Annotated in this window: 19 protein-coding genes; 14 read left to right on the top strand and 5 right to left on the bottom strand. The window is 54.4% G+C overall.

Going from position 1 to position 25,499, the window contains the following annotated elements:
- Window positions 1-271: 271 nt before the first annotated feature.
- The 10 genes from ACIOU6_RS22035 to ACIOU6_RS21990 are packed head-to-tail and all read left to right on the top strand — an operon-like array spanning window position 272 to window position 9,871.
- Window positions 272-937, top strand: a complete 666-nt coding sequence (locus tag ACIOU6_RS22035; protein ID WP_401138890.1) for an HAD family hydrolase — start codon at window positions 272-274, stop codon at window positions 935-937.
- Window positions 934-1,926 carry a zinc-binding dehydrogenase gene (locus tag ACIOU6_RS22030; RefSeq protein WP_401138889.1) on the top strand — a complete coding sequence of 331 codons (993 nt, stop codon included), beginning with the start codon at window positions 934-936 and terminating at the stop codon, window positions 1,924-1,926. Before ACIOU6_RS22035 ends, ACIOU6_RS22030 begins: the two co-directional genes overlap by 4 nt.
- Window positions 1,926-2,801, top strand: a complete 876-nt coding sequence (locus tag ACIOU6_RS22025) for a hypothetical protein (RefSeq protein WP_401138888.1) — start codon at window positions 1,926-1,928, stop codon at window positions 2,799-2,801. The genes ACIOU6_RS22030 and ACIOU6_RS22025 overlap by 1 nt, the downstream gene beginning before the upstream one ends.
- Window positions 2,802-2,804: 3 nt before the next feature.
- Window positions 2,805-3,626 carry a sugar phosphate isomerase/epimerase family protein gene (locus ACIOU6_RS22020; protein WP_401138887.1) on the top strand — a complete coding sequence of 274 codons (822 nt, stop codon included), beginning with the start codon at window positions 2,805-2,807 and terminating at the stop codon, window positions 3,624-3,626.
- The gene (locus ACIOU6_RS22015; RefSeq protein WP_401138886.1) at window positions 3,623-4,714 is read left to right on the top strand and encodes a hypothetical protein; all 1,092 of its coding nucleotides are present in this window, start codon (window positions 3,623-3,625) and stop codon (window positions 4,712-4,714) included. The genes ACIOU6_RS22020 and ACIOU6_RS22015 overlap by 4 nt, the downstream gene beginning before the upstream one ends.
- Window positions 4,715-4,735: 21 nt before the next feature.
- A complete protein-coding gene (locus ACIOU6_RS22010) occupies window positions 4,736-5,776 on the top strand; it encodes a hypothetical protein (RefSeq protein ID WP_401138885.1) in 1,041 nt (346 codons plus the stop codon).
- Complete coding sequence (locus ACIOU6_RS22005; protein ID WP_401138884.1) at window positions 5,773-6,828, top strand: phosphotransferase; 1,056 nt, start codon at window positions 5,773-5,775, stop codon at window positions 6,826-6,828. The genes ACIOU6_RS22010 and ACIOU6_RS22005 overlap by 4 nt, the downstream gene beginning before the upstream one ends.
- Window positions 6,825-7,688: a hypothetical protein gene (locus ACIOU6_RS22000; RefSeq protein WP_401138883.1), complete on the top strand. Its 864-nt coding sequence runs from the start codon at window positions 6,825-6,827 to the stop codon at window positions 7,686-7,688. Before ACIOU6_RS22005 ends, ACIOU6_RS22000 begins: the two co-directional genes overlap by 4 nt.
- Window positions 7,681-8,718, top strand: coding sequence for a hypothetical protein (locus ACIOU6_RS21995; RefSeq protein WP_401138882.1), 1,038 nt, complete (start codon window positions 7,681-7,683; stop codon window positions 8,716-8,718). The genes ACIOU6_RS22000 and ACIOU6_RS21995 overlap by 8 nt, the downstream gene beginning before the upstream one ends.
- Before the next feature lie 22 nt (window positions 8,719-8,740).
- Window positions 8,741-9,871, top strand: a complete 1,131-nt coding sequence (locus ACIOU6_RS21990) for a Gfo/Idh/MocA family protein (protein WP_401138881.1) — start codon at window positions 8,741-8,743, stop codon at window positions 9,869-9,871.
- 395 nt (window positions 9,872-10,266) lie between these two features.
- On the opposite strand, the gene mcrC is transcribed toward ACIOU6_RS21990, so the two are convergent.
- The 4 genes from mcrC to ACIOU6_RS21970 all read right to left on the bottom strand — a co-directional run bounded on the left by mcrC (window position 10,267) and on the right by ACIOU6_RS21970 (window position 16,150).
- Window positions 10,267-11,376 carry a 5-methylcytosine-specific restriction endonuclease system specificity protein McrC gene (gene mcrC / locus ACIOU6_RS21985; RefSeq protein ID WP_401138880.1) on the bottom strand — a complete coding sequence of 370 codons (1,110 nt, stop codon included), beginning with the start codon at window positions 11,374-11,376 and terminating at the stop codon, window positions 10,267-10,269.
- Between the two features lie 49 nt (window positions 11,377-11,425).
- Window positions 11,426-13,654, bottom strand: coding sequence for an McrB family protein (locus tag ACIOU6_RS21980; RefSeq protein ID WP_401138879.1), 2,229 nt, complete (start codon window positions 13,652-13,654; stop codon window positions 11,426-11,428).
- Between the two features lie 199 nt (window positions 13,655-13,853).
- The gene (locus ACIOU6_RS21975; RefSeq protein ID WP_401138878.1) at window positions 13,854-15,071 is read right to left on the bottom strand and encodes an MBL fold metallo-hydrolase; all 1,218 of its coding nucleotides are present in this window, start codon (window positions 15,069-15,071) and stop codon (window positions 13,854-13,856) included.
- Window positions 15,072-15,256: 185 nt separating this feature from the next.
- On the bottom strand, window positions 15,257-16,150 hold the full coding sequence (locus ACIOU6_RS21970; protein WP_401138877.1) for a WYL domain-containing protein: 894 nt from the start codon (window positions 16,148-16,150) through the stop codon (window positions 15,257-15,259).
- 136 nt (window positions 16,151-16,286) lie between these two features.
- Here ACIOU6_RS21970 and ACIOU6_RS21965 point away from each other — a divergent pair, with 136 nt between their 5' ends.
- Genes ACIOU6_RS21965 through ACIOU6_RS21950 form a run of 4 tightly spaced genes read left to right on the top strand, consistent with a single transcriptional unit; the run spans window position 16,287 to window position 24,756 of the window.
- A complete protein-coding gene (locus ACIOU6_RS21965) occupies window positions 16,287-17,675 on the top strand; it encodes a hypothetical protein (RefSeq protein WP_401138876.1) in 1,389 nt (462 codons plus the stop codon).
- Complete coding sequence (locus tag ACIOU6_RS21960) at window positions 17,672-18,451, top strand: hypothetical protein (RefSeq protein ID WP_401138875.1); 780 nt, start codon at window positions 17,672-17,674, stop codon at window positions 18,449-18,451. Before ACIOU6_RS21965 ends, ACIOU6_RS21960 begins: the two co-directional genes overlap by 4 nt.
- A gap of 14 nt (window positions 18,452-18,465) precedes the next feature.
- Window positions 18,466-23,676: a hypothetical protein gene (locus ACIOU6_RS21955; RefSeq protein WP_401138874.1), complete on the top strand. Its 5,211-nt coding sequence runs from the start codon at window positions 18,466-18,468 to the stop codon at window positions 23,674-23,676.
- Between the two features lie 3 nt (window positions 23,677-23,679).
- Window positions 23,680-24,756: a Wadjet anti-phage system protein JetD domain-containing protein gene (locus tag ACIOU6_RS21950; RefSeq protein WP_401138873.1), complete on the top strand. Its 1,077-nt coding sequence runs from the start codon at window positions 23,680-23,682 to the stop codon at window positions 24,754-24,756.
- Window positions 24,757-24,821: 65 nt separating this feature from the next.
- On the opposite strand, the gene ACIOU6_RS21945 is transcribed toward ACIOU6_RS21950, so the two are convergent.
- Complete coding sequence (locus ACIOU6_RS21945) at window positions 24,822-25,343, bottom strand: hypothetical protein (protein WP_401138872.1); 522 nt, start codon at window positions 25,341-25,343, stop codon at window positions 24,822-24,824.
- Between the last annotated feature and the right edge of the window lie 156 nt (window positions 25,344-25,499).

Here is a 25,499-nt window from a genome sequence, read left to right as displayed (position 1 = left end):
AACGCTCTAACGCCAAGCCCCGCCCAAATAGCACCAATATAAACTTGCAGAAATTTCCAAAAAAATGCGGAGCATTTCCATGTCGCGATTGGTAACTCCTATCGACTAATCCGCGAACACGAATGACTCTACTGGAGAAGTGTCGCGGACCCGCCGCCCGAAAAAAAGACGATTAGATAGTTGCAGTTGCCTGATGGTTTTGAGTTAACATCGCCGCGCCTTGCGTGGTGACACCACGCGGCAAGCACTTCAAAGCACAAGGATGTGAAGCATGAGTCAGCGGGGAAGCTCGACGGCCGTTGTATTTGATTGGGACGGAACCGTCTTTGACACTGATTTCCTCATTGACGAAGCCATCGAACGCGTGCTCAAACGGCACGCCCCGAGCGAGCTGCATCGTCTTCAACCTTTTTTCTATTCGTCCAGGCGACAGACTTCACCCTTGAAGTTGTTGCGCCTTCCTCAGCAGGGCCGCAATACGGTCATCCAGGAAATTGCCAACGAACTGCGCATGCTGGAAAAGCAAGCGTCAGCTTTTGATGGCGCCAAAACCCTCATTCTTCGTTTGAAATCGCTTGGTGTACCACTGGCCGTGTTGACTCGGCGAGACAGGGCTTCACTCACAGCGCAGTTGCAGAAATGTTCGCTCGAGCATGCCTTTGACGTACTGGTGTGCCGTAGCGAGGTGCCTGCCAAGCCCGACCCCGCCGGTCTTGCCCTGATTCGCCAGCAGTTGCAGGCCGAACGAATCGTGATGATCGGCAACTCAATGGACGACATGCTCTGCGCGCGCAACGCGCAAGTCGAGTTCATTGCCGTCAACTTCTGCACACGCGTGAAGGAGGCGCAGCTAGGCGAGCCGGACTGCCAGGTTTTATCCAACTATAGCCTGGTGCATGACGCCCTCATGAAAATGCTTTGCCCAGGCCTGACTTGACGTTCGCGCTTACGAAGGAGCGCTGCAAAACAATCAACAAAGCGAAGGAAATCCGGCCCTCCAGGCCTGGGCGCCTCATTCGCCGGGCTCAGTTTATCCGCCGGGTGCTCGAAGATGTGAGCATCACCCACCAATCGGTGACTGCCATCCCACGCTTAATGAACAAGGAATACAGCAGTTTGGCCACGCAAATGAAGTGCCAGTACAGTATCGTCAGCCGCGGAACCGAGCGCCGTCGTTCATGCAGCCAACAAGGCTCCGATGGACGCTTTGGGTATATCAATATTGCCCAATCGGCCGAACAGTTCTGGATCAGGCCGCTGCCTCATGGCGTGCCAGGCCCGAATGAGGGCGCCTTGCGCTGCCGCTCCCTTTCCCTCGCCACCGTGGCATTGGCCCGCATCCAGTTGATAGCGGCGTCGGCTTTTCTTTCCAGGCGCAAAGACTTGCAGCACGATACTCCGGCCCTGATCGTGGGCAGCGGCGCGGTAGCGCTGGGTGCGGCACTTGAGCTCAGGCGACTGGGATGTCCTGACGTCGTCATCAGCACCAACAGCTATGAGGCAGCAATATCGGCGCCAACCGACACGGGTATTTCGATCACCCAAGAGCTAACGGATGAACAGATGTTCGGCATGGTCATCGATGCGGTGTGCAATTCACAAAGCGTCCGGCTTGCCCTGAAACACTGCGAGCGCAATGGAACCATTGGCCTTCTCGGAAGCCCGTATGCACCAATCCCGGTCGATCTCTATCAGGTTCATAGGCGAAACCTGAACGTACTAGGCCTTCATGAACTCAACAGCAGCGACAGCCAGCGGCAGTCGTTGCTGGAGGAGATCCACCACTGGATAACCCTTAACCATGTCGCGCTGGCGGAGTCACTCTGCGAAATTCATTCCGCGAAGGCGTTCCATGTCGCCTATCCGACCCTTCTTGAACAATCGCGCCCCTTCCTGATTCACGGATTCGACTGGGGCACATCCTGATGAAAGGATGCATCGCCAAAAACAAGCCAAGCCTGACGCTGCTGATTCGTGATGATGACATCTGCCATGCGACGCCCATCTGGATGCTGGAGCTACTCCGCGATCAGATCTGGCGATACCGCCCTGTCAACCTGTCGGTCATCCCCTATACGCAACCTGGCATGTTTCTCAAGGCGCCAATGGCCTGGACTGATGCCAAGCCCGAGTTCGCCTGGAATAACCCGGCACTCACCGACCATTTGGCCAGCTTGCGGCGGGCCGATCTTCTCGGACTTTCCATGCATGGCTGGACCCATCACTCCCCACGCTTGGAAGGCGAAGCCCATGAGTTCAGCGGGGTGAACGAGCACCTGCTCGAGCGTGTGGTCGCGGGATTCGAGTGGTTCGACTCAACTGTCGGTTACAGGATGTTCGTCCCGCCTCATAACGAAATCCACGCCCAGGCGGAGCAGTATTTTCTGGAGCGCCAGGTCAGCGTGTGTCGCTCTCTACGGGATGAGGAAGTCAGCTCACTCGCTGCGAGCCAGGCGTCCCCGGTCAGCCGGACCGACGCCAAGCGCATTCTCAGTCGCGTGCCAGATAAGTGGCCACTCACGCTGTACCAGTCTTTGATAATCAACAAGGAAAAACTCAGGGCCGGTACATCCAGCGCCTGCGACCTATGCACAGAAGTGATCGCATCCTCGAGCGAGCATGGCTTGGCCGTGGTCACGTTCCACTGGTGGGACTTCTTTCAGCAGGACGGTAAACCGGACCTGCTTTTCATCCGGTTCATTCAGCAGTTTTTCACAATCCTTGAGGATAGCGTGACGATTCGCTACCTCCATTACGGTCACCTCGCCGATGCACTTCAAGCACAGCATCAGATGGAGTAAGCAATGTCTTTGGAGCAGATTCCAATGAACCTTTCGCTGATTGCGGATGAGTTCTCAGCTGAGCTCGATGGCCAGATCGCGGTCGCCAAAATGATCGGGGCTTGCGCCATCGACCTCAGAAGTGTCGGTGACAGGAATGTCAGTGAACTGTCGAAAAATGCGCTGGACGAAGCATTGAACCGGATCCGCGGCGAAGGCCTGGTCGTTGCCAGTCTGGCAAGTGCGCTCGGCAAGCGGCAGGTCGATCCCCGGATAATGGTCGAACGCTTGCTGATGTTGCACCAAGCGGCCCTGCGCCATGGTGTTCCAAACATCCGGATTTTCGGTCGCATGCCCGCCGACACCCAATCAGACGACACGCCGCTGACCTGGCTCGCACCGCTACATGCAACGGTCGATGACGCGAACGTAGAACTGGTTGTGGAACCCGAAATCGGCACAGGCATCGCTGACCCACTGAGTGCCCTGTTGCTCCTCGAAAACAGCGGAATCCGAAACATCAAGCTGGTCTGGGATTCCGCGAATTTCGTCAAGCTAGGCTATGACCGCCCCCTATCAGATCTCTACGAACGCCTGAGGCCTCATATCAGTCATGTGCATGTGAAGGATTACAATATCGCCGAGCAACGGCCATGCCCTTCCGGAGAAGGTGCGGGTCAGATACCGGAACTTCTTAAGCGCCTGGAGCGGGACCGGTACGCGGGTTGGGTCGCACTAGAACCCCAACTGGTAAGGCACAAGGAACGTTATCGCACCCCCCTCTGCGCACTCAATGCTGCGGCCGACGGTTTGCTTGCATGCTGGAATCGGCGGGAGTCAGCATGATTCGCCTTGAGTCCTGTGATCGCACAATCTATTTGGACGCTGATCTGCCTGGCCTGCTCCCGATGCTCCAACGGATCCTCAGCCCCGGCATTGCGGTGACCCAAAGCGATGCCCGGCCCGACAACGCCTTGCTCATCAGCGTGTCCATCGATAGCCGGCTGATGACGTGGACGGTGCCTGGCGATGCACCTAGCTACATCATCGACCAAGGCAAGATCACCTTCTCGCTGGAAGACATCCGGCAACGCAGCGCCATCTATGTCAAACATGCCGACGACGGGGCTGCGCCAATTCGGTTATGCACAACGGACGAGATGGAATGGCGCATGACGATTTCGAGCGCATCGCCAGCAGACCTGAGGGGCATGGTGCGACTCGTCCGCTACATTTTTGGAAGCATGCTCTTCCGTTGCGGCGTGCAGTTCCTTCATGCATCGGCAGTGGCCGTGAACGGCAAGGCATATCTGTTCGCCGGCAACTCTGGAAGCGGGAAATCATCCCTAATGTTCAAGTGCTGCGCCGAACTGGGTGGAGCATTCATCTCAGACGATTTGGTCTGTCTCTGGGTGAACGCGCAGAATGAATTGATAATCTCCGGGTGGCCCAAGCGGGTAGCTGTAGGTACCAACCTTATCGAGCGCGGCTCTCCCGTGGAACATCGCCTGGCACAGTTGGCAGACGCCGGCACACGTCACTATAAGGATGATGCACCGACAGATAGTTGGTCGGTCGCTGAACGTAGCCGGATGCGCTTCGACTCGGCGGAGTTTCTCGACGTCTTCGGATTCGAAGGCGCCCGCTGCGCACCACTTAGCGCTGTTGTACTGCCCCAGGCCACTCCTTCGATGTCAGCCTGGAACATCAAAAAACTGCCACCCCATACAGCGTATTCGTACCTCAAGCAGGACGACTCCATACAGATTCGCTACGTCACCGATGTTTTGGGCCTGTTCAAAGGCATGAAGCTTGCGCACCTGCAAGCGCCCGACCACAGCGTACCCGCCGTGCATGCCCGCTATGGTCCAAACATCAACCTTGCATTTGGTCGTTTCTGGGACGATCTTTTCCAGCAGACCACCAAGGCCTGATCCGCTTAAAGGCATTATGATATGTGGAACATCATTACCAATTATCCGCACCATCCAAGTCCGTACTTCTCGGCGCTCGATCGCGCGTTCGCAGCCGAAGGAATCGAGTGTCGGTTCTTCGCTGATCTTGGCAATGCATTGGATTCCACGGGCTTCATCAACCTGCATAGGCTTCAGCGCCTTTATTGTGTCAATGACCGTCCGGATGCCGACCTATTGGACGCCAGTCTGCACCTGTTGTCCGACGCCAAGCGTAAGGGCTTGAAGATTGCATGGACCGTTCATAACCTGCTGCCCATTAACAAGCGGGAAACCGTCGCGCTGGATCACGACTGCATGCAGCAAGTCCTGACATTGTGCGACGTCGTGGTCTGCCACTCTCAGGCCGATGCCCAATTTATTCGCCAGCTCGCGCCCAATGTCGAACTTAGCGTCTGTGGATCAGCGGGGCTCTGGATGCCAGAGAACGAGGGGGACCAGGACCTGACGCCGCTTCTGCAAGAGATGGAGGCGGCAGAACAGGCATTTCTAGCCTTTGGTCATATCACCGCCTACAAGGACCTGCTGCGGGTGGGCCGGGCTTTCCTTGACAGCACAAGCAAGGCCCGGTTGTTCATTGCAGGAGAAGCGCGCGATCCTGAGCTGCTTCAGGCACTGCGCAGCCTCGAGGCAGCAAGTGCCGGACGCCTGATGCTCTGGCCCTGGCGTGTCGATCCAGCCGACGCCCACCGACTTTACAAGCGCTGCACCGCGGCAATTTGCAGCTACGTGACCTCGGGACGCTATGCCTACTTCCGCGATGTGTTGCACCCATCGTCAATCGCCACAGCGAGAGGGTTCAACATTCCGCTGATCACCGCAGACACGCCTTCAACACGTGAACTGGCCGTTGGCGTTCCGGCACTCTTCTATAAGGAAGGCTGCACCGGACCGACGGGTATCGAACGGACCTTGCGCCTGGCAGAAGAGCGCTTTGCAGCGACAACTTTTCACCCACGAACCGCTCAAGACGAATGGATTGGGATCGCTCGTGTTTACAAATCCATAGAGTCACGCTCATGACAAACAACAAGACAAGTGAAGTCCCCGTGCAAGACCCAGGTGCTGATGCCGTAAGCGAGTCGGTGATTCAACTGATTCGGCAGCATTACACGCTCGATGCGCGTCGAATCCGTAGAATCTATGCCGGGCTCGGCTCGAGAAACTGGGTCGTGTACACACCCCAGGAGACCTATTTCGTCAAAGAATTCATATCCAGCGAGGATGCGCAAAAGGGCAAAAGATCCATCGAGGTCGCCACCCACTGCATCACATCGGGTATCGCGTCACCTTCGACGGTTGCAAACCGCGCCGGTGAACACCTCACGCTCTTGGAAGACGGTGGCCTGGCCCTGTTTTCCTATGTGCATTCGGACGAGCAGATCGACAAATTCTCCATAGATATGATGGCGGCCGCAGGCGTCAATCTGGCCGACACCCACCGGGCCCTCTCCCGCTACACGGCGCCAGGCGAAGACGAGACAGATGAATGGCTTGATATGGATGTCGCGGAAATAGTTGAAACGGTCGATGAAATCCTTGGTGAAATCAGCAAGCTCGACCAAACCAGTGAATTCGATGAAGTCAGCCGTAGGCTTCTGCAGGACCGCAAGGTTCAGTTGGCGAACTACAGCAGGCTCATCGAGCCCATCAGGATTCTGACCAGGGGTGTCATTCACGGCGACTATGGCCAGAAGAACCTGATTGTCGACGATACCCAATGCCTCTGGGTCATCGACTTCGGAAGTGCCGACATCTTTCTTCCAGCCTATGAACTTGGCCGCGCTGCATTCCCGCCGGAAAACTTTGATCATGACGACTGGCTGGATCGCGGCTTGAGCATGATCAAAAGCTATGCCTTACGTGGAGCGCTTACTCGTCAGAACCTGGTTTTCTGCGCCCGGGCCTGGCTGGTCCAGCTTCTGCAAAGCGTGTACGGGGTTAAGCAGCACTACCTCAAGCCGCATGAGCTCCAGGAAGACCTGGACCTCTTCTGGCTGCGTCGGGGAAAAGCAACGGCCACCTTGTTCGAGTCACTGGAGGAGGTCGAAGCGTCCATTGAGCGGATCCTGTGATTCTGAATTTCTCGCAGGGATGGATTGAGATTGTCGGGGTCAGCAGCGCCGAGGAGATCAAGGCGATCCGACTCGCCGCCCTCCGAGCCCTCCCCGGCCATGGGGCGCATCCTCAACGGGTGAGCTCTTGGCGTATCGAGCGCGGCACACGATCCGAGCCCCAGATTCTGGACTACCCCGAATGGTCTCTCACCACCGTCTGCTGTGACTTTGAGCTGACTGAGCCCGAGTGGCGTCGATTGCTTCGGGCGATATGCCAGCGGCTGCTGCTGCATAACGGATATATCGGACTGCATGCGGTGGTGGCCCGCCTGAGCGGGCAAGTGTTTGCTATCGCTGGTAGTTATGGCACCGGAAAATCATCGATTGGCGCCCACCTCTGCGAGCGGGGCGGGGAACTGCTCGCCGGTGACTTTGCCGCAATCGGAAGGCCGCAAGACGCCCTTGGCGCTGTCTTCGTCAGCGGGACTCGCCCAGTGCTGGTCAGGACCGAGGGCAATGACAGTGCCATTCATGACACTCAGCGCTGCCTGACAGGAATGGCCGCGGCGGTTGGCGAGCCGGAAAAACTGACGGCGCTCCTCTATCTCGAGAGCAATCAGCGCGGTGTTAACCGCGTACAGACGCAACTCCCTCAGGTCAGTCGACGCACGATCAACGATCTGTATCTGAATGCCTCGACAGGGTTCGACCAAGCCCTGGAGAGGTTTCTATTTCCCCTCGCGATACTCAATCCAGCGAACGATCAACGAACAAGATTTGCCTTGGTCGAACGGCTGGTCAACGAAGTACGGGTTACCCGGGCACGTGGCACCAGCCAATACCTCGCCGACCTGATAACAGGAATTGCCGATGATTGAATCATCCACCCGCAAACGTGACGTTGGCACGATCACAGCAGCCGTGAATGACGCTCTGCACCACCTGCCTGGCGACAACAGGTTCTGCTTAATGCTCATAGGTTCGTGGAGTTTGAACCTTGGCACGCCTACCTCGGACATCGATCTACTGCTGGTTTCGGACGAGCGCATGACCGGCACGGAATCGTTGCAGGCATTTCAGCGCCAGATCGCACTGTCACTCAGTTGGGTGCAGATCGAGAACGTCAGCCGCGAAGAGTTCGGCCGACTGGTCGCGAAAGCCCAGCTTCCGTCCTACCAGTCACTGTCGTCACGCACACTGGAGCTGATCTACAAGTACACGAACAGCCACGTGCTGCACGGCAATGACGTTTTCCGCGAACTCACCGAGGCATTCTCGTTAGAGGACTTCTCCGTGAAAATCGCCGACTACTACATGTCTAGGTCCATGAATGTCTATCAGGACGTTCTTGGTGCGCGATTGACCGAAGACCACCGAAGCGCAGTCGTCGCGGTTCGGGAGTTGGTCGGATTGGCTGTCGATGCATTGCTGGCCCTGCGTGGCGACGCTTATCCAAAAGCGAAGTGGCGCCTGAAGAGAGCCACGCGCCTGCAGCTAGCCCCCTCACTGATGGCAGCGATTGACAGGTGCCTGGTCGGTGGACCGACCGGCGAGCTGGCGGACCATTGGCAGTGGATCGAGAATGCGCTGATGCTATTCCGTCAGTTGCATTTCCTCACCGTATACCCGGGCGGAGCGACGCTACCGTTCCCGGGGCTGGACGCGACCGTTGCGGGGAACCCATGGGCATTCGTGCTACGCGCGAACGGCAAATGGCTGATCACCCATCAGGACCGGTTCTTCGAGGCCAATGAGCAGAGCATCACGGTGCTTTTCGCACTGGCCATGGCGCTGCCACCGGCTCAGGTCATCAACGTAGTAGGGAATAATGCGGTGCCCAACCACGGCGATTCAACGACGTCTGTGGACACCAGCCTGCAACTTCTCGAAAAGCTGGGCGCCCTCTGAATCAATGAATAAGGGAAATGTCGTGGAAAGTCGTGGATTCAATTTTGCGCTGGTAGGTTGTGGACGGATCTCAGCCAAGCATGTGCAGGCTTTAAGCTCCGTAGACCTGGCGGGGTCGCGCGTGGTTGCCGTTTGTGACGTCAAGTACGAGCGTGCACAAGCGCTCGGTGCAAGGCTTGGTGTTCCCGCCTATGGCTGCGCTCATGAAATGATGCAGGCGCATCCTGAGGTCGATGTCATGAGTATTCTCTCGGAGAGTGGACTGCATGCCGAGCATTGCCTCGACCTGATCAGATATCGCAAGCACATGGTTGTGGAAAAACCCATGGCACTTACGGTTGATGACGCCGACGCCATGATTCGGGCCTGCGACGAAGCAAAAGTGAAATTATTCATTGTCAAACAGAATCGCTACAACAACGCGGTCCGGTTGTTACTAAGTGCTATCGAAGAACAGCGATTCGGCCGCATTTTCATGGTAACGGCCAGGGTACGATGGGCCAGGCATGCCGAGTACTACGAACAGGACAGCTGGCGAGGCAGCTACAGATATGATGGCGGTGTCTTTGCCAATCAAGCCTGCCACTATGTCGACTTGATTCAACTGATCATGGGCGTTCCCGATCAGGTTTTCGCCAAGGGGTTGACCGTCAGCGCTCCCATCGAGGCGGAGGACACGGGTATCGCCATTTTCAGCAAAGGAACAGTCATCGGGACGCTGGAGGCAACCACAGCAGCCAGACCCGAAAATCTTGAAGGATCACTGACAGTGCTCGGTGAGTTCGGTGCCGTTGAGCTCGCTGGCGTGGCACTTAACGAAGTCAAAACCTGGAAATTTCAAACGCCCTACAACTCCGACGCTGAAGCCTTACAGCATTCGGGGCAGATCGTCGACTCCGTCTATGGGTTTGGCCACATTGCCTACCTGGCAGATGTGGTGAACGCATTGAGGACCGGCGGCAGCGCCGCCGTCGAGGGGCTAGAAGGTCGCAAAACCGTTGAAATCCTTTCCGCCATTTACGAATCCCTGGCGAGCGGCAAGGAAGTCAATGTGGCGGACACTTATTCAAATAGCCGGCTAGGACTGCGGCAGTCATCTTCGACGCGCGCAAGGGAATCTGAAGCGTCGGGATTGTCTTACGTTTACGAATAAGCCATGGAAAGAAGCCACGGGGGCCGCCGTCTGGCGATCCTCGTGGCTTTTCCCTGCCGGAGCCAGCCCCGACTTGTGGCTTACAATACCAGTCGTTGGCAAGCGTGTTCTTGAAAGGTGCGCTCGGCATCCCGCAAACTGATTTCAGGAGCAGACACGCTTGCCACCTCTAAGCAAAAGCTTCGAGAGTTTCTGAAGTCCAGCTTCAACATTGACAAGTTCCTCTTCCTAATAGACGCGCATCCCAATCGATAGCGATAACACCTCCCCCTTCACTTGAGCCGACTCGGACTAGCGTTACGCTATCGATTCGGTTCAAAAACTAGACGCCATGATGATTTTGCCAGTGCCCCCCACTTTTTCATAACCGGGAGGAGCTCTCTGCCGAGGAGACCTTATTGCGCCTGATTGCTGGTGCGCGAAGTATGCTCTGACCCGCAACGAAAATTCGGGGTTATCACGCTGATCAACTGCTCCCGAATCTCTCCACTGCTCGCCGCCAGATCAACCGTAGCAAACCGAATGTAGTGCCCCTGTATCACCACACTCTCATCCACCCTTTCGCCAACCGCCGGATGCAACAGCAAACCGCGGGCGGTCTGTGTGAGAGGGTCCGCCTCAGTCACCTGAGAGCGAAGATATGCGTATATTTGATAAAGGTAGGCACTATGCAACGTCTGCGAGCGATAAACGCTGCGCTTGTAGATTGCCGTGAACTTGGTATCAATCACCATCCGCTGCGCCAGCGCCGCATTCTCAAGCATGATATCAACCGTCATCTGCGGGAAAACCGCATCCAACCCCGGGGTATGGTTGCTGCTATTCCATCTCAGTTTCACTCCCCCGCGAACAGTCCAACCGTCCTTAAGTGCCACGCGGTAAAACCCAGTTACGGCCTTCTCGAACAACCGGCGAACCCAAACTTCGTCGCGATCTGGCTGGTGCATGTATTGCCTGCCTGCAGACTCACTAGGGATGGCCATGTCATAGGCGAGTTTGGCAGCGGAAACCATCAGACGATCTGCCGTATCGTGCCGCCCGAATCGTTCCAAGTCGATCTGCGAACGAACCACGCCCAGATTGGAGACCCCCAGATTTGTGAGGCGCTGCGCAAGTTGTCGGCAGCGTCTGCCGACCGGGTGCCGACGCAGTAACCCCGCCACTCTTTCCAAAGCAATTCGTACAAAGCGATTACGAACCGTGTCCAGTGTCAGCTCGTCGAATCGACAAGCTATTTGCCCACGCATTAAAAGCTGTTTGCGCTCAGTAGTGAGGACATCAATCCGGCCGCGCACACGGTTGACGATCTGTTCCCGATGCTGATAGCCCAGCCCCAAATGGCGGCGCAACCGTGCTTCGACGGCATCGGCCAGGATTTCTCCCACCATGCGCGGCAGATCGTCGGGCATGGCTTCGCTAGCGGTCCTGGCATTCCCCAAGGCCCGATAGAGATCCGAAGCATAGAGCATCAGCAGCCAAAGATTTCTGACCGGAATACGACCCACCACTCGTTCAGGCCTAGGAATGAGTGCCCCTTCTGCAAGGTTTAGCATATCACCAGCCTGCTAGAAGGTTGGCGGCTGCCTCTCGCGCACTGGCGGGGGTGTCCACCCAATATTCGTCCAGCAAAGGCAGGATCTCGCTTTCTACCACTCGTATGAACCAGTCCCGGGTAGTGCCCTCTTCAAGCGTCTCGCTTGGCGTCACGTAGCTATGACCAACCTGGAACTGCTTACCCAGTCGCTCATCGTCGGCAAGCACGGTATTGAGTTCTGCAATCCGCCTTTCGATGTGGTGCGCCAAATTTGCGTCTACACCACATTGCTTGATAACCCATTCGCGCCAACGGCCTCCAAACCTTGGGGCCAGGCTGATAAACGCGAATCTGCGCCGCAGCGCCAGGTCAACCAGGGCCAACGACCGATCGGCCAAATTCATGGTCCCAACCACATAGAGATTCTCTGGGATATGGACAGCCGTGCGATTGCCGTCTACGTCGGGATAGCTCAATTCCAGCGCTTCGCTTGGCGTGCGCTTGCCTGCTTCCAGCAAGGTCAGCATCTCGCCAAAGATCTGTGCGGGATTGCCGCGATTGATTTCCTCGATCACAACGATAAACTTTGAATCTGGATTGTTGAGCGCTGCTGTTACCACCTCCATGAAAACACCTTCGGCCAGGGCGAGACCTCCTCGACCATCTGGGCGCCAACCTCTGACAAAATCCTCATAAGACAGGTTGGGATGGAATTGAACAGATCGAACTTTTTTGACATCTTTGGTGCCGATCAATGCGAACGCAAGGCGCTTGGCGAGCCAGGTCTTACCGGTACCCGGAGGCCCCTGAAGAATCAAATTTTTCTTCTCGCGCAAACGAACGAGCACGCTGTCCAACTCGGCACGCTCCAGAAAACAACCCTCTGCGAGGATGTCTTCTAACGTGTAGGAGGGCAAGGCAGGATGGTTAGCGATGCTTGGCTCGGCTTCTGTCACCTCCAGTCCCTCGTCCATATCGTCTGGGGACAGTTCATCGCTATCGAGCGGAGAACCAGGCTCTAAACCCCAAGCTAACAGCGACAGCTCAGGGAATGAATGCGCGGGGTAGCCACTTTCCTGAAACCGTGGCTCAAGTACATCCACCACTTGCAAGTAGTCTGCTGCGGCGCACCGCTTGTTTGGGCCGTTACGGTTGATCGTGATCGTTAGAGTGTCCTTGATGAAGGTTCTGGACAGCTCGTCAAGGCTGAGCAATGCCCAGGGCCGGGCCCAATATAGTCCCATGGTCAGGTTCCATGCGACGCCCATTCGACCATTACTATCATCGAACGCCTTGGCAAATGCAGATTTGGTGACTTCTTCCTGGCCCTCTTCGCTATCGGCGTAGGCGATGGCTGTCGCGAAGGTTTCCCACAACGAGTCAATGTGATCACGGTCACGGTTCTTTTCGCGTGGAAAATACCAAGACTTCAAGTTGTGCAGCACGGGCACACCTTCAAACGACTCTGGCACCGGCTCTTCAACGCCGAGAAAAATTGCGATCTCGGTGGCAATTGCTTTCCGATTAACTTCTTTGGTTTGGCGGTTGAAGGTGCCCATGACAGTGAACGGGCAAATGTCCCGTACAAAGCCACGCTTGCCGTTTGGAAAAATGTCCGCCTCCAGATAACCCAGCGCCGGTACCCGAGTGGATATCTCCTTCAGACCTGCCACTAAGGCTTTCCGATCACGCCGATGCTTAAGCAGCTTGTCGGCGATCGCCATGTAAAAGCGCGTCCAGCCAAATCGTTCCGAAGCCGCAGTCTGGCGACCGAAGCGTGCTCTCCAATAAGGGGCATCGCAAAAGCGCTGAATATCCTGGGCGTTGCCTTCAAATGCAAAGTCGATCAGTCCATCAGTTTTCCAATCACCCGGCAGCACGCGCCATATCGTCCCGCGGTGGGTGTAGAAATACCATTTATGTCCCGCTTTGACGGGCTCCCAGTCGACCTTGACTTGTCGGCCGTCATTGCAATTCTCAGTGATAATACCGGTCGCCTTGATGGTCATGACCGAAACTGTATTCCCCCGATTATCGAACGGCAGGTCATGCAATTGGGTGTAAGCCGACTTGATCGCAATGCGCTCGCCCACTTTCATGCTACGCACGAGATCAAGGTGTTTGTCGTCGTAGCCATTTTCCCAGATGCCCTCGCGAAGAAAGCGCGCAGTCTGATCATCTTTCCTTCCGTAAGCGGCGCCGACGAACCACACGGGCTGGGTGGAGATTCCTATAGGTGCGGTGAACATGTCATTCCCTTAAATAGCAGTGTGTGGAGGGGGAAAATCAGTGGCAATTGATTGCGTGAGACATTCGGTGGTCTTCGATCGCATACTGGCTATAACGCGCCCAGCCGACCGCCATGGGCGAATGCAGACAGGCAGTCAACTGGAGTGCGATTTTGCACTCAACCAACTGACTGATCATGCCCCCCCGCCGTGTTTTTAACTAAGAACAACTGCAGCTAGCCTGCCCGGCGGCAGCCAGCCAAACCAACGTACCGGAATAAAACTCCATCGCCACACTCTGTGAATAGGGCGCTGCGCCAGGCCGACATAACGTACAGAATCGTTTCTCCTGCATATTGATGTAGTCACTGCAAGGTCGCTTGCGAAACCTTCCATCGCTGCGCACCCAGGTGACACCCACGGAGGCCAAGTTGTTCACGACTGTATAGACGTTGGCATTCGCTTCTGAGCCATGATGGGGAACGGTCGCGATAGCGCTGGAAAAGTCGAAATCGGAGAGTCCGGCAATCCCCTTCAGATTCGAATCGGCGTTGAAAAGTACACCTGGGGCTGCGCTATCAACTGGGGAATAGAACACCAGACTTTCTCGGTTTGATTTGGAAAGGCACAACTCAGTGAATGTGCTGTTGCTACTACGTGCACCCCCTACTTCGCGTGCGTTAAGAGGGATCAACTCTTTACGCCCACCGCCGGGTGCGCTAGGTGAAAACTCGAACCAACGAATGGGGATGTTCCTATGCAAGGCTAGTAACACCAGCTCTGCGACGTTGCTGAGATCCTCCAACGCTTCGAGGTACAAAGCCAAGGCGGGACTACTCGGATTAGTGCCGAAGTGACGCCTCCCCTCGAAATAAGTGTGGTATCTGCGACGGACATATCTAATTACGAACAACGATCTCAGCCAAGCGTATCGGGTTCGTTTATCCGCCAGGCTCGCCCCCTCACCCTGGAACCATCTGATTTCGTTTTCCAAAGGCTCCATTCGTTCGGTATCCCGTTGCCTCTCCTCTTGACGTCCTGGAAATGACTCACCGTTGACCATACTATCCAGAGGGAACTCCGCATCCTCATAGAAAACTGGATGTGTCTCACAAAAGCGTTCGATGTCCCCCATCAGTTGCTTTAACTTATGGTGTGGGTGATGCAAAACGCTTGAAATCAACGTTAGCCATTGCGCAGGTAACCAGAGTTCGTCGCATTGAAGCTTGGAGGATAAGTATCCCAGCAGCCCTCGAATATGGTCAGCATCATTGTGCGTGCACACAATCACATCCACACGTTGCCGAGCGACGGTGGACGCAAACAAATTAGGAAAACCGGTACGCCCTTTTCCACCATCTACTAGAACAGAAAAATCTCCGCGCTCCAGGTAAAACGCATCCCCTTGTCCCACCGGAATCGCCACAAACCTAGCCATTACCTATCCTTATTTTGCGTTACTGTCCGTTGATGACATTGTCTGCATCTAGGTTTTTTACCAACCTTGAATGGCTCGCAATCTTCCATCAAAGCAACGCTTTATTCTGTTCGCTGTTAAGAGGTCGAATGCTCCGAATGGTATCCCATTCAAGATTTCACGATCCTTCAAAGACGCTGGTTTTTCTAGTGAAAGCCAGCGTATTGGCGTAGACCTGGATCACTTAGCTCAATTAGCTGTCGCGGTGGCGAACGTTCTTCATCAAGGCCTAGGTTCACTAACACATACCAGAGAAGCGCGCGTCGGCAATCGAATTTAACGCTTCCGTTAGACATTCCGAAGTCTGCGGCGACCAGCTCAGCTTGAGCCCGGTTCAGTTTGTGGTGAGGACGAATTTCAACCTCAACAAATTCGTGCCACTGCACATCAGTAATGGGATCGACTGTCCGCGGAGCTGTCTCATCGGCTATCTCCATTCGTCCTAAAACAAAATCTCTGAATCCGCTCCTCTCTCGGCAGTAAGCCCTGACATGCCATCGGTGCCCATCTGATACCAAGCAATGCGGTTCAATCCATCGCCAATGTCCGGCAGGAGTTTCCATCGAGCGGTAGAACACCTTTAGGGCAAAACCTGTTTGAGCTGCAGCGATGACATTACGTGCAACTCCAGGATCCGCTGCCCGATTTGGGGACGGTACTAATTCAAACGGTGGACGCGGCCCTGGCAGTCCATCCTCCAGTACGCTGTGCGCAAAAAGCCCCTGGAGAGCGGGAGCCCCAAAAATCGGTAGAAAGCGCTTGCCTGCACGGTAGACCTTGTTGCTACGGTCATAGACAGCATTGCGAGGAGCTAAACGCCGGTACTCCGCCAAGTCTTCTGAAGCCACGGAGCGATGGATTGAATAGTGGTCCATAAGGTCGGATCGATTAATCCTCCCCGACCAGAAAAGGCGCGCTTCGATGAACCGTAAACGCTGCTGCGAAAACCAATTGCCACGAGATCGCTCCGCCATATGCACAGCGACCTCTCGCCGCCGCAACGGCGTCTTAATAGTAAAAAGAGAAGAATCCACGCTCACTGATCACCTCCTGGTGAAGGCTTACATTAACAATATAGGTCGTTTTAAGCGACTGACCTTGAACTCCTGCAAGTCGGTGCTTTACTGAAAATCAGTCGGTTAAAACGACTGACCAAAAAATCGGGGGATTCCACCGATGGATGCAATAGACCTGCCTGCGGACGTGCTGATAACCGCCCTCACCTCGCGATTAGCGGATCTGCAGTGCGCGCGCGTCGACTCGGACTCGACGCATATTTCTGCACCTCACCCACAAGACGGTGCTGATCGCCGCGCGCTAGTGGCGGGTCAGTTGCTTGGTCAGTTGGAGCGACGCCTGATTGATGGCAGCAACGAATTCGTTCCCGTTAATGTTTTATCAGAACACATGCGGGAAACACTGAGAGACCTCAACGCTGAAGAGGTGCGTTTTTGCGCTCGTTTTCTCGACAGGGATCGAGAAATCCGCTTTCGAACTGAGGAAAATACTGAAAGCCGCCAAACCCGTTCCTGGTCTCGCCTCGTTCGATATCAAGCTCGGTTTGACAGGGTCAAGCTCTCTGAAGCCGGACGATTGTTCCTGAAGGTATTGAAGCATCGGCGTGACTGGCTGTACGAAGACAAGCATATTGAAACGCTTTCCCGAGCTTTGCAGAGCGGGCTGTTTGACGAAATCCCACGCCTCAGCCAGGAAATACTTTCCTCCCTGCGTCTTTTCAATGAGCAACTGACTCAGATCCGCGAAAGCCCGTCTATTGAGGAAATGGCCGCGCAATACGAAAACCGTCGCCAACACTTCACAGACATGCTCCAACAGTCACAAACCGCGGCGCTGGGTGCATTGGAGCTCCTGCAGAGCCAACCGATACAGGAGCGACTTGAACAGTTCCGACAGGATCATCCTGATCATGCAGTTTCATTGGGCACACTCCGTCGTCGATTAAAAGTCATTCACCAAGCAACAGAAAGCCTTAACCGTAACTGGGCAAACCTGCTAGCAGATCTTCAACGAACTCGGCGTCAACGATTGGGGGTGCTGCGGTTCGACGACATCATCACTGAATTCCTTGATGCTCCGCCTTCGATAAGTGCAATGGAAAGCTTGCTCGGGGGTTGCTGCGGCTGGGTTCGGCGCAGCCATATAGCCAGTGTCACATCATTTATTGGGTCGGTTGAACCTGCAGAAGATGCTTCTGAACCTCAAGACGTTGTGTTCAATGATGACCCTAAACAAGCCCATCAAAGCGAAGCATTGGGTTCGTGGCTCAAGCAGCATGACGCTGTAATTATGGAAGCAGTGCGCCAAGGCCCTGTTCGCCTTCGAGAGCTGCTTTCTAACCCTCAACTGGGCCCCCTTCCAATCGATACCCTTGAAGATCTCGTTGGCATAATGGGTTTGTATGTCATCAGCGAACCACTCGAACGGGTCATTGAGCTCGAGGTCATCTGTTTTCCAGGCCTCCATAAGCAGCAGCTGGGCGATTACCAAATACTCGCCTCGGATCTGGCTATTCAGTTACGTAAGGCTCCCACGGAGGCGTTATGACTGCTGAAGAAATCGGGCTGATATTCAATCAACTCGTTTCTCGTCGGGCACTCTACAGCTTTGCGCTCAACGGGCGTCGACGCCTGCAAGAGGAGAAGGATGCCGTAGAAATCTTGGAGAGCCAGTATGGACGCACACCTGACCTCGAAGACTTTCTGCGAACTCAAGGTCTTCGATTGCAGGTATTGGACGCCTCTGCCCTCGGCCTTGCGAACACCGGGCGAATCTATGTAGCTGTTCGTGATCCGCTACAACGAGCGCCTGAGCATCTGGAAACAAGCGCTTTGCTGATGGAGCTTATCGATGAGCGGAGGTCGGAAACTTCAAACGCTGCTGCAGTCTGGGCCACCTTCTTTTTGCTCACCCTCTTCTACTTCCTATACACGATCGATAACCGACCTATCGAGGCCATCAGTGCCTTTAAGGATAGCTCCGTAGATCTTGAGCAGCTTCTAGAGGAAATACAGCGTCGCGTTGAACAGTTTCGCGTGAGAGCAGAGCCTGCTACTGAACCACATCAAAAATTTGTCCACGACGTGTTGACCAACCTCAGCGACGGCGCCCTAGAAAATCGCACGAAAGTATTCTTCAACAGCATGCTAAAACTGGGCGTACTCGAACCCATCCCCGGCGTGGAAGGCTATCGACAAACCCTCTGGTCCGCAGTCGACGTCGCGACTAATTTCCAACGACACGCTGGAAGCCTCTGCGTTGCAGGGCTAGACGCTGTGCTGTCGGTCGTTACTCCAGAAACCGAAGTTTCTCCAGCTCAATAGCGGGAGCGGCAAAAATGTCAGTCATCAACCGCATCGAGATCAGCAACTACCTCAATTTGGATAACCGGCGTCCATCCGAACAGCAATGGACCCCTCATTGGCGCCATGTAGAGATAAACGCCCGAGGCCTGAGCACAGCAATTGTCGCAACCAACGGTGTGGGTAAATCCACAGCGAACAAAGCCATCTACGCCATCCTCACACGAGATCGAACTTTTGTTGCGGAGAGTCGTGAACGTGCAGCGCCCAAAAGGCGCGGTTTATGGAGTCACGTGCGAATTGAAGTTCTATATCAGGATGTCTCCGAAATCATCCAGCCAGGTTTGATTGGCGATGCCGTAAGCGGCGAGGCATATGTGATCGGCTTCTATGGCTTTTCGGACGAGGAGCTGCACTTCTATCATTACCTGGGCCACCTTGAGCAATGCCCGGTCGTTGACATCAACGGGCATCTTAAAAGGATGATCTCCAATGCTGAATTCCTGACAGCGCTTAAAGGGTGCGATGGCGTCGCGCTCAACCTGCCTGTTACTGATTGGAAACGCTTTATCCATCGCCATTTTGATCCCAGCCTCATTCACCAGCTCGTGAATTATCAAAAAGCAGGAGGTGGAGACGGCGCTGAAAATTTTTTCAAGGTTCATCGCCGAAACGGTGAGGACTACGACTCAGCCTTTTTTTATACCCATGTCGCTCCGGAAGTATTGGTCAACTGTATGGATGTTTTTGGCGAAGAGGGTGAATATCGTTTTGAAGACACCCTTCTCGAGAGCGCACGACCCGTTCTTGCTGCGCAGCGCAAAGCTGAAGAACGAGCCAAAGCGGTCAAAGAAGCGCGCCTCGTCTTTGAAGGGCTTCAGACTGCGAAGGAAAAAGCGGACGCCTATCTGACTACGCAAAATGATCTCGCACGGACAGTTGCAGCATCGTTCAGCGAAGCGGCTTTTATTCAGAAAATCGTTGAAAAAGATCCCATCCTTGGTATCCCGCAGCCAATGCGCACTCAGAGCCCAGAAACTGCGTTCATCGCAGATCGACTGGTCTGTTCAGATGGCATCTGGCTAATTCCAGACAAAGTCATCTCCGAAATCTTTGCCAGCGAAGCCAAGCTGATCAATCAGGAAGCCAGTGAAAAACAACTCCCATCAGTGATGCTCAAACCGCATCAAGTCATTGAAAAACCTACCTACCATGGCTCATTGGAGCGATCGCAACACGGAGGGTCGCCTAATCGTGGTTATGGTCGGGAAGCAGTACTAGTGTTGATCGAATATCGAAAACGCTTCGCCGAGAATTGGGACACCGATAAGGCTAAACGAGCCATCAACTATGCCTTTGATTGGCAAACAACGACCGGCGAACCCAATCCGTTGCGCAGCGCCTCAAATCGCCTGACGCAGGAACAACTGCAGCTAAAAACAAGCATAGAAGAAAAGAAAAAAAAGAGGTTCGATTGCGCCGAAGAGCATTCACAGCTGCAGGACCAACTGCAAAATATGCAAGCTGCAGAAACTGCGCTCTCGACGATGCGTCAAAGCAGCCTTTTTTCCGCGGATGAGCTGGCGGAACCACTAGCGACTCAATCGAAAGTATTTGCACAACAAGACGATGCAATAAACGCGCGAGAAGCTCATAAACTACACCACGCTCAACTGAAAGAATATCGCGATGCCCATCGTGACATCGGTCAGGAATTTCCAAATCGCATGCCGGACGATGTCCGCAACGAACTGATTCTACTGAATGACCAAGCTTCTTCAGCGCTCAAGCGCGCGACGGATGATCATGCTACATCGACCTGGGAGTATGCGGAGGCGCAAACCTCGAACGAGGCCGCCCAGCTAACGCTCTCGATTGCGAAGTCGAAACACACCATAGTCACCACCCTGCTCCCAAAAGTTAAGCTCTTTGAAGCTGCCTTCCCGGGCGAATCCGCTGCTGGGCTCCAGGCATTCGTCCAAGAACAGCTTTCCTCCGCCGAACGCCGGCATGAAGCGTTAAAGACAACGATTGAACAGCTCGAACTCGAAAACCAGGCACTTGCAGACCTACTTGGGGATGTCGAGCACTATCACTCGCGCTTCAACGATGAGGATCCACGCACAGTTGCAAACAACGTTGGACGCGATCTTGAGGCGGGCTACGCATCGGAAAAAGATGCCGTTAGACGTCAGGAAGAGACGCAGATCAAGCTGGTTAAGCTGAAAGACGGTTTCCAGGCACTTAACACCGTACACCGTCGCTTTGGAGTCAATTCGGAAGTCCCAGATCTGGAACGTACGCTTGCTGATGAGTTCGCTCAGCGAACCGGAGAAAAGAACGCGCTCTCTGCCGACATTGAGGCCTTAGATCCGCTCGTTCAAGCCGCAGATGCTTTTGAATCGCGTTTCGGCAAACTGGAGAATGCAAGTTCTACTGCGGCATCACGGGCAAAGCGCCTGCCTCTGTGCGGCCGCATGCGTGACCATAAGACGGCGAAGTTGGAAGATCTTCAACGACAACGCGCCGAGCTTGAGAAGGCCCGGGCAGCAGCTGGCAGCATTGCCCAAGAAGTCTTGAGCTGCGTCGGTGAGACCCTGCCTCGCGTGCATCAGATTATTGAGGACCTGGAGATTTCTCCAAAGCGACGTGCGCAGGTCCTCGTACATTTTTCTCAAGTCTTGCACGCTCCAGTCGTCAGCGACACTGAAGCTGCGCATGCGGCCTTGAAAGCGCTTGATGCTGCGGGATTGGAGGCACCCATATTTTTCGAATCGGAATTGATTCGATTCTGTCATCAGGGTGATCTCACCGAAAAACATGGCTTGACCTACTCTTTTATGATTGGAGCACCGACCCTACAAGTCAGGGCCCTAATCAACCCAACCGAGATTGAAAACGTCAAAGCTAGCCTGGACAGACAGATTGCCGTCATGGCTCCCCAGGTGGAAGCGCTGGAAAGCGAATACGCCGATCTTTCTCCAGAGTCTGAAACCAGCCATCTCATCCGGCTCGCCTGTACCGCGTATGAGCGACAAGCCCCTGTTGCTCTGTTCTCGGCTCGAGAAAGTTTAAGAACCGTGGAAATCCGACTCAGAGAACTGGAGGAGCAACGTAGCGAAAAGGCCATTCTCCTAATTCGCAGCGCGACTGAATTTCTCTGTGATGGTGGTGAAAAAACGCTGATTACAACTGAAGAGAGTTTGGCCGCCCTCTCGCTGGGACTTAAGTGGTTAAGGGAACAGCTACCGACGCTCGAACTGCGTGCATCTGCAGAGAGCTCTAGATGGATCGATGCCACCTGTCGTTTTCTGGATAAAGGCGGTGCGACAAGACTTGCATGGATCCGCGATCGTAAAGCGCAACACGAGACCGAGTTGAGCGATATAGCTAAACAATTACCGATCCTTCACCAGCGCGTTTCGCAACTGCCAATTATCGAGGCCGCAGAGGAGTTTTTAACATTAGGTGGTTGGGAGTGGGCGACCTCCATAGCAAAAGAGGTGGAGCATGCTAAGGACGCTTGTGACGAATGCGAGACACTGCTGGAAAAAATCAAATCAATCTGCAGCGAGCTGAATACTCGTGTCGCGCTGCTGCAACAAAACGCGTCATCAGCATCGTCGCATTTGGTGAAGTGGGAAAATCCCCTTATTAAAGCTCAGGAATACATCAATCAGGATGGACCTGCGTTCGATGCAACCTATAAGCAAAAAGGTCAAATCCTTCAGATCGAAGTAGACAACTCCATCCAGCGCACCCGATTTGACTTCAAGCATGCCCAGCAGGCGGTCAATGATGCTCGCGTACCCAATGGCCGCACTCAGTTAATCGAGCGACGCGACTACCTTCTACGAGAGCTCACATCTCTTGAGCAAGATATTTCGGATGCGCAAGAGCGCCATGAGAACCAAATGGCGCGGCTGCAAGCGCTGCAAAATTCTGCGGTAAAAATCGATCAGGCTGTGATTGGCATCCTCAGGCAATGGAGGATGGTACGGGATCTTCTAGACGTCATTTCTTCTGACCAAGTATCAGGGGCAGAGGTTGAAAGCATCTATTTGCAAAGCGCAAAAGCACTACACCTCGATCTTGTTGAGCAAGTCGACATTGGAGATCTGGATGCGCAGGCAGAGCTGTTCGATAGCTTGGCCAGCGATATATCCAACTTCCCTCTGAACGAACATCGCACAAAACTCGCTAATTTGCGCCAGCAACTGAACCGACAATTCAGCGAGCTAACGCGTGAACTTGATCGAGTCAGAAAAAACCATGAAAACCAATTGTCAGTCACTGAGCAGGAAGCGTTGGCTTCTGATCGTACCCCGCAAGCTGTGCTCAAGGACGCCAACCAACTCTATCGCCACTTCGAAAATTATCTGCTGAATATGGAACGGCTGCACGGACAAAGCGAAGTGGATCTACAGGAAGCGCGTGAGCGTTTGGTTGCTTCGATCTCTGGATTTACCGATAGTCTGGGCGAGAATTTCAAGCTGTTGAAGACGGTTCTGGATCGGCGCGATACCGGCGGGATCGCTGGTCTGCACATCGCCGGCGAATTGATTGATCGAAACGCAGTGAGTGAGGAAATTGATGCGGTTGTTCGGGAGCTTGATCGTCAGCAGCGCCGACGAGACGAGGACAAAGCCGCCGGGAAAACAATGGGCAGCGACGCCGAGTTTGAGGAAACCCTGAAGCAAGATATTCGGGCGACATTCTACCGTACTGTGTTTCGCGCACCTAAAGACAGCGATGCTACGGGACCGACAGTTACGTTCCAGCATCCTGAAATCGCAAGCGGACGGCCAGTACGCTTAACGCCGAAACTTTCTACAGGCCAAGGCAATGCCTTAGCTCTGCTGATCCTAACCAAGCTAGCCGATTTCACCCTGCATCGGGATGCATTGGCGGACGCCGGCAGCATAGACACTCGTCGTCGAATCAAACCGTCTGCCACTCGTGTCGTGATGATCGATGGTCTGTTTTCCAACTTAAGCGACAAGAAGATGATCAGGCATTCGCTGTCTGTCATTCGAACACTCAAGGGCTCGTTCCAACTGATCGGTTGGATACATAACGAGCTATACGAAAATGATCCGAATCTATTCCCCTCATATTGCGCCCTGCGCCGGGTTGGAGGGGAGCGAGGGTTTGTGCTCGTGGATGATTCCGCTTCCCAGGAAGAGATGTTCCATGAGGGTGAGATCAAGTCGATCGAGCTTCATGTGGATCAATTGCGAGAATAACCGATGGACATGTCCGAGCAGGTGGAAACCGTCCTTCGGCGGCTGACAGCAGGAGGAAAGAAACTTCGTCCACGAGGCCTCATTCGAAGGCTTTCGAAACTTACGGCAATTCCCCAATTGGACGTTCAACTAGCTCTGGAGGAGTTGGCACGAGCGGGTAGCCTCAGCGGAGTTTCCAAGTCAGGTCAACCTTTGACGCTGGTCGGTTGGACGGGCGCTGCACTGCCGCTCAGTCAAACCGAGATGTTGCTAAGTGAGGTGATCGAAAATTTTAGTGATGAGTCGTCTAAAACGACCCTTCAGCCCCTACTTAAAATTGCCGAGCTCTTCTCAGGACTTTCGGCGGACGACATCAACTACGTCATCCAAGGGATGCTGCAGTGCAGGAAAGGCTCGATCAACTGTGATCCGATTTTCGCCTCGGCGGCCAATATCCTGGGTTCTGCAAAAGCGCTAAACAATCTGCGGGGTGCTGCGCGAAACATCGGCTTGGAATGGCCCAGTGACGCGTACGGCGAGCTATATGTACTTACTGCTGGCCCGGCGCGACCGAATGCTGTTGTCCTGATAGAGAACATCAGGAGCTTCACGGCTTTCGCGCGATCACGACACGCTAAACATTCCGTCGGAGTTGCGGCATTTGGCTATGGATTGACGATGGAAAATTTCGGTAATCGCCTTGCAGCGGGTCAAATAGTTGCGTGTTGTGCCTACGGCGACACCGTCAATCTGTATGACGTAATCAGCCAGCAGCCCGCTTTTTTTTGGGGTGATCTGGATCGGGAGGGTATGCGTATCTATGAGTCTTTGCGCCGACAGATTCCAGATCTAGAGCTGAGTGCAGCTTACACCCATATGGATAAACGGCTTACAAATCCCCAGCTATGCCATCCCTATCACGCGTTGTTCGAAAAAGACGGCCAACGCGTCGTAAACGGAGCAACACCAGGAGCGGCATACCTCGCAAAAAGGTGCACTCACCGAGCGGTGGATCAAGAGGCTCTCGGATCAGAGCTCAATGAGGTGGAGGTCGTAACTCCATTTCGGATACCACAGGAAGAGTTGTCAGTGATCAAGTGATCAAGTGGTCACTGGTCTTCGGTGACTGTTTACGGTGTTCGTGGAGTAGGTATTTGCGCAGGTGCTCAAGACTGTTCACGCCAGAACTGAGCGCTGTAGTTGTTGAGTCCTCGACTATAGGGATCGGTTGTCGCCTGGAACGTTAGCGGAATTGTGTTCCCGTCACCTCCTGCCCTGAAATATTCTTTGACCGAATGGAGCGCCAGCCCCATCAGGTGCGTCCATGCGCGAGACAGTTTGTCCTGTCGATCTTGCTCTAGTTTGGCGGCGCTAGGTTTCCGTTTGGTGGTTGGCAAGGTGTAGTCGGGCCGCGAGTCGACTTCGTGGAAGAAGGTTATATTGCCCGCAACCCAGTCATCCTCATTAACTCGACGCCAGCGATAGCTCACTCGTACAGTCAGTCGTTCACTGAAACTATAGGGCTGCATGATCTGGTCATCGACGTAGAAGAGCTGCCCTTCCTTCTCTTCCGTTTCCAGCCGGTGCTTCATCTGCTGGACCGCATGCGCCAGATCACTGCCGGCGCGCCGGACGCCATCTTCCGTCTCAGCACGCTTTTGAGCGGTTTTGGCCTTGCCGAGCTCCACCAGCGCCTGCTCGAAAGCTCGAAGTCGCGACGCAACATACGGTCCGCAACTCGCAAGTTGGGTAACCGTCCGGTCAGCACCCACTCCTGACCGTTCTCCAAATTAGACAAGATAGTGGACACCATTTTTTAGTGGACACTATCTTGGATATAGCTC

The sequence above is a fragment of the Pseudomonas sp. NPDC087615 genome (assembly GCF_044743445.1).
GTDB lineage: Bacteria > Pseudomonadota > Gammaproteobacteria > Pseudomonadales > Pseudomonadaceae > Aquipseudomonas > Aquipseudomonas baetica_A.
Note: the sequence above shows the minus strand (reverse complement) of the source record. Positions and strands in the feature narration are given on the sequence as shown.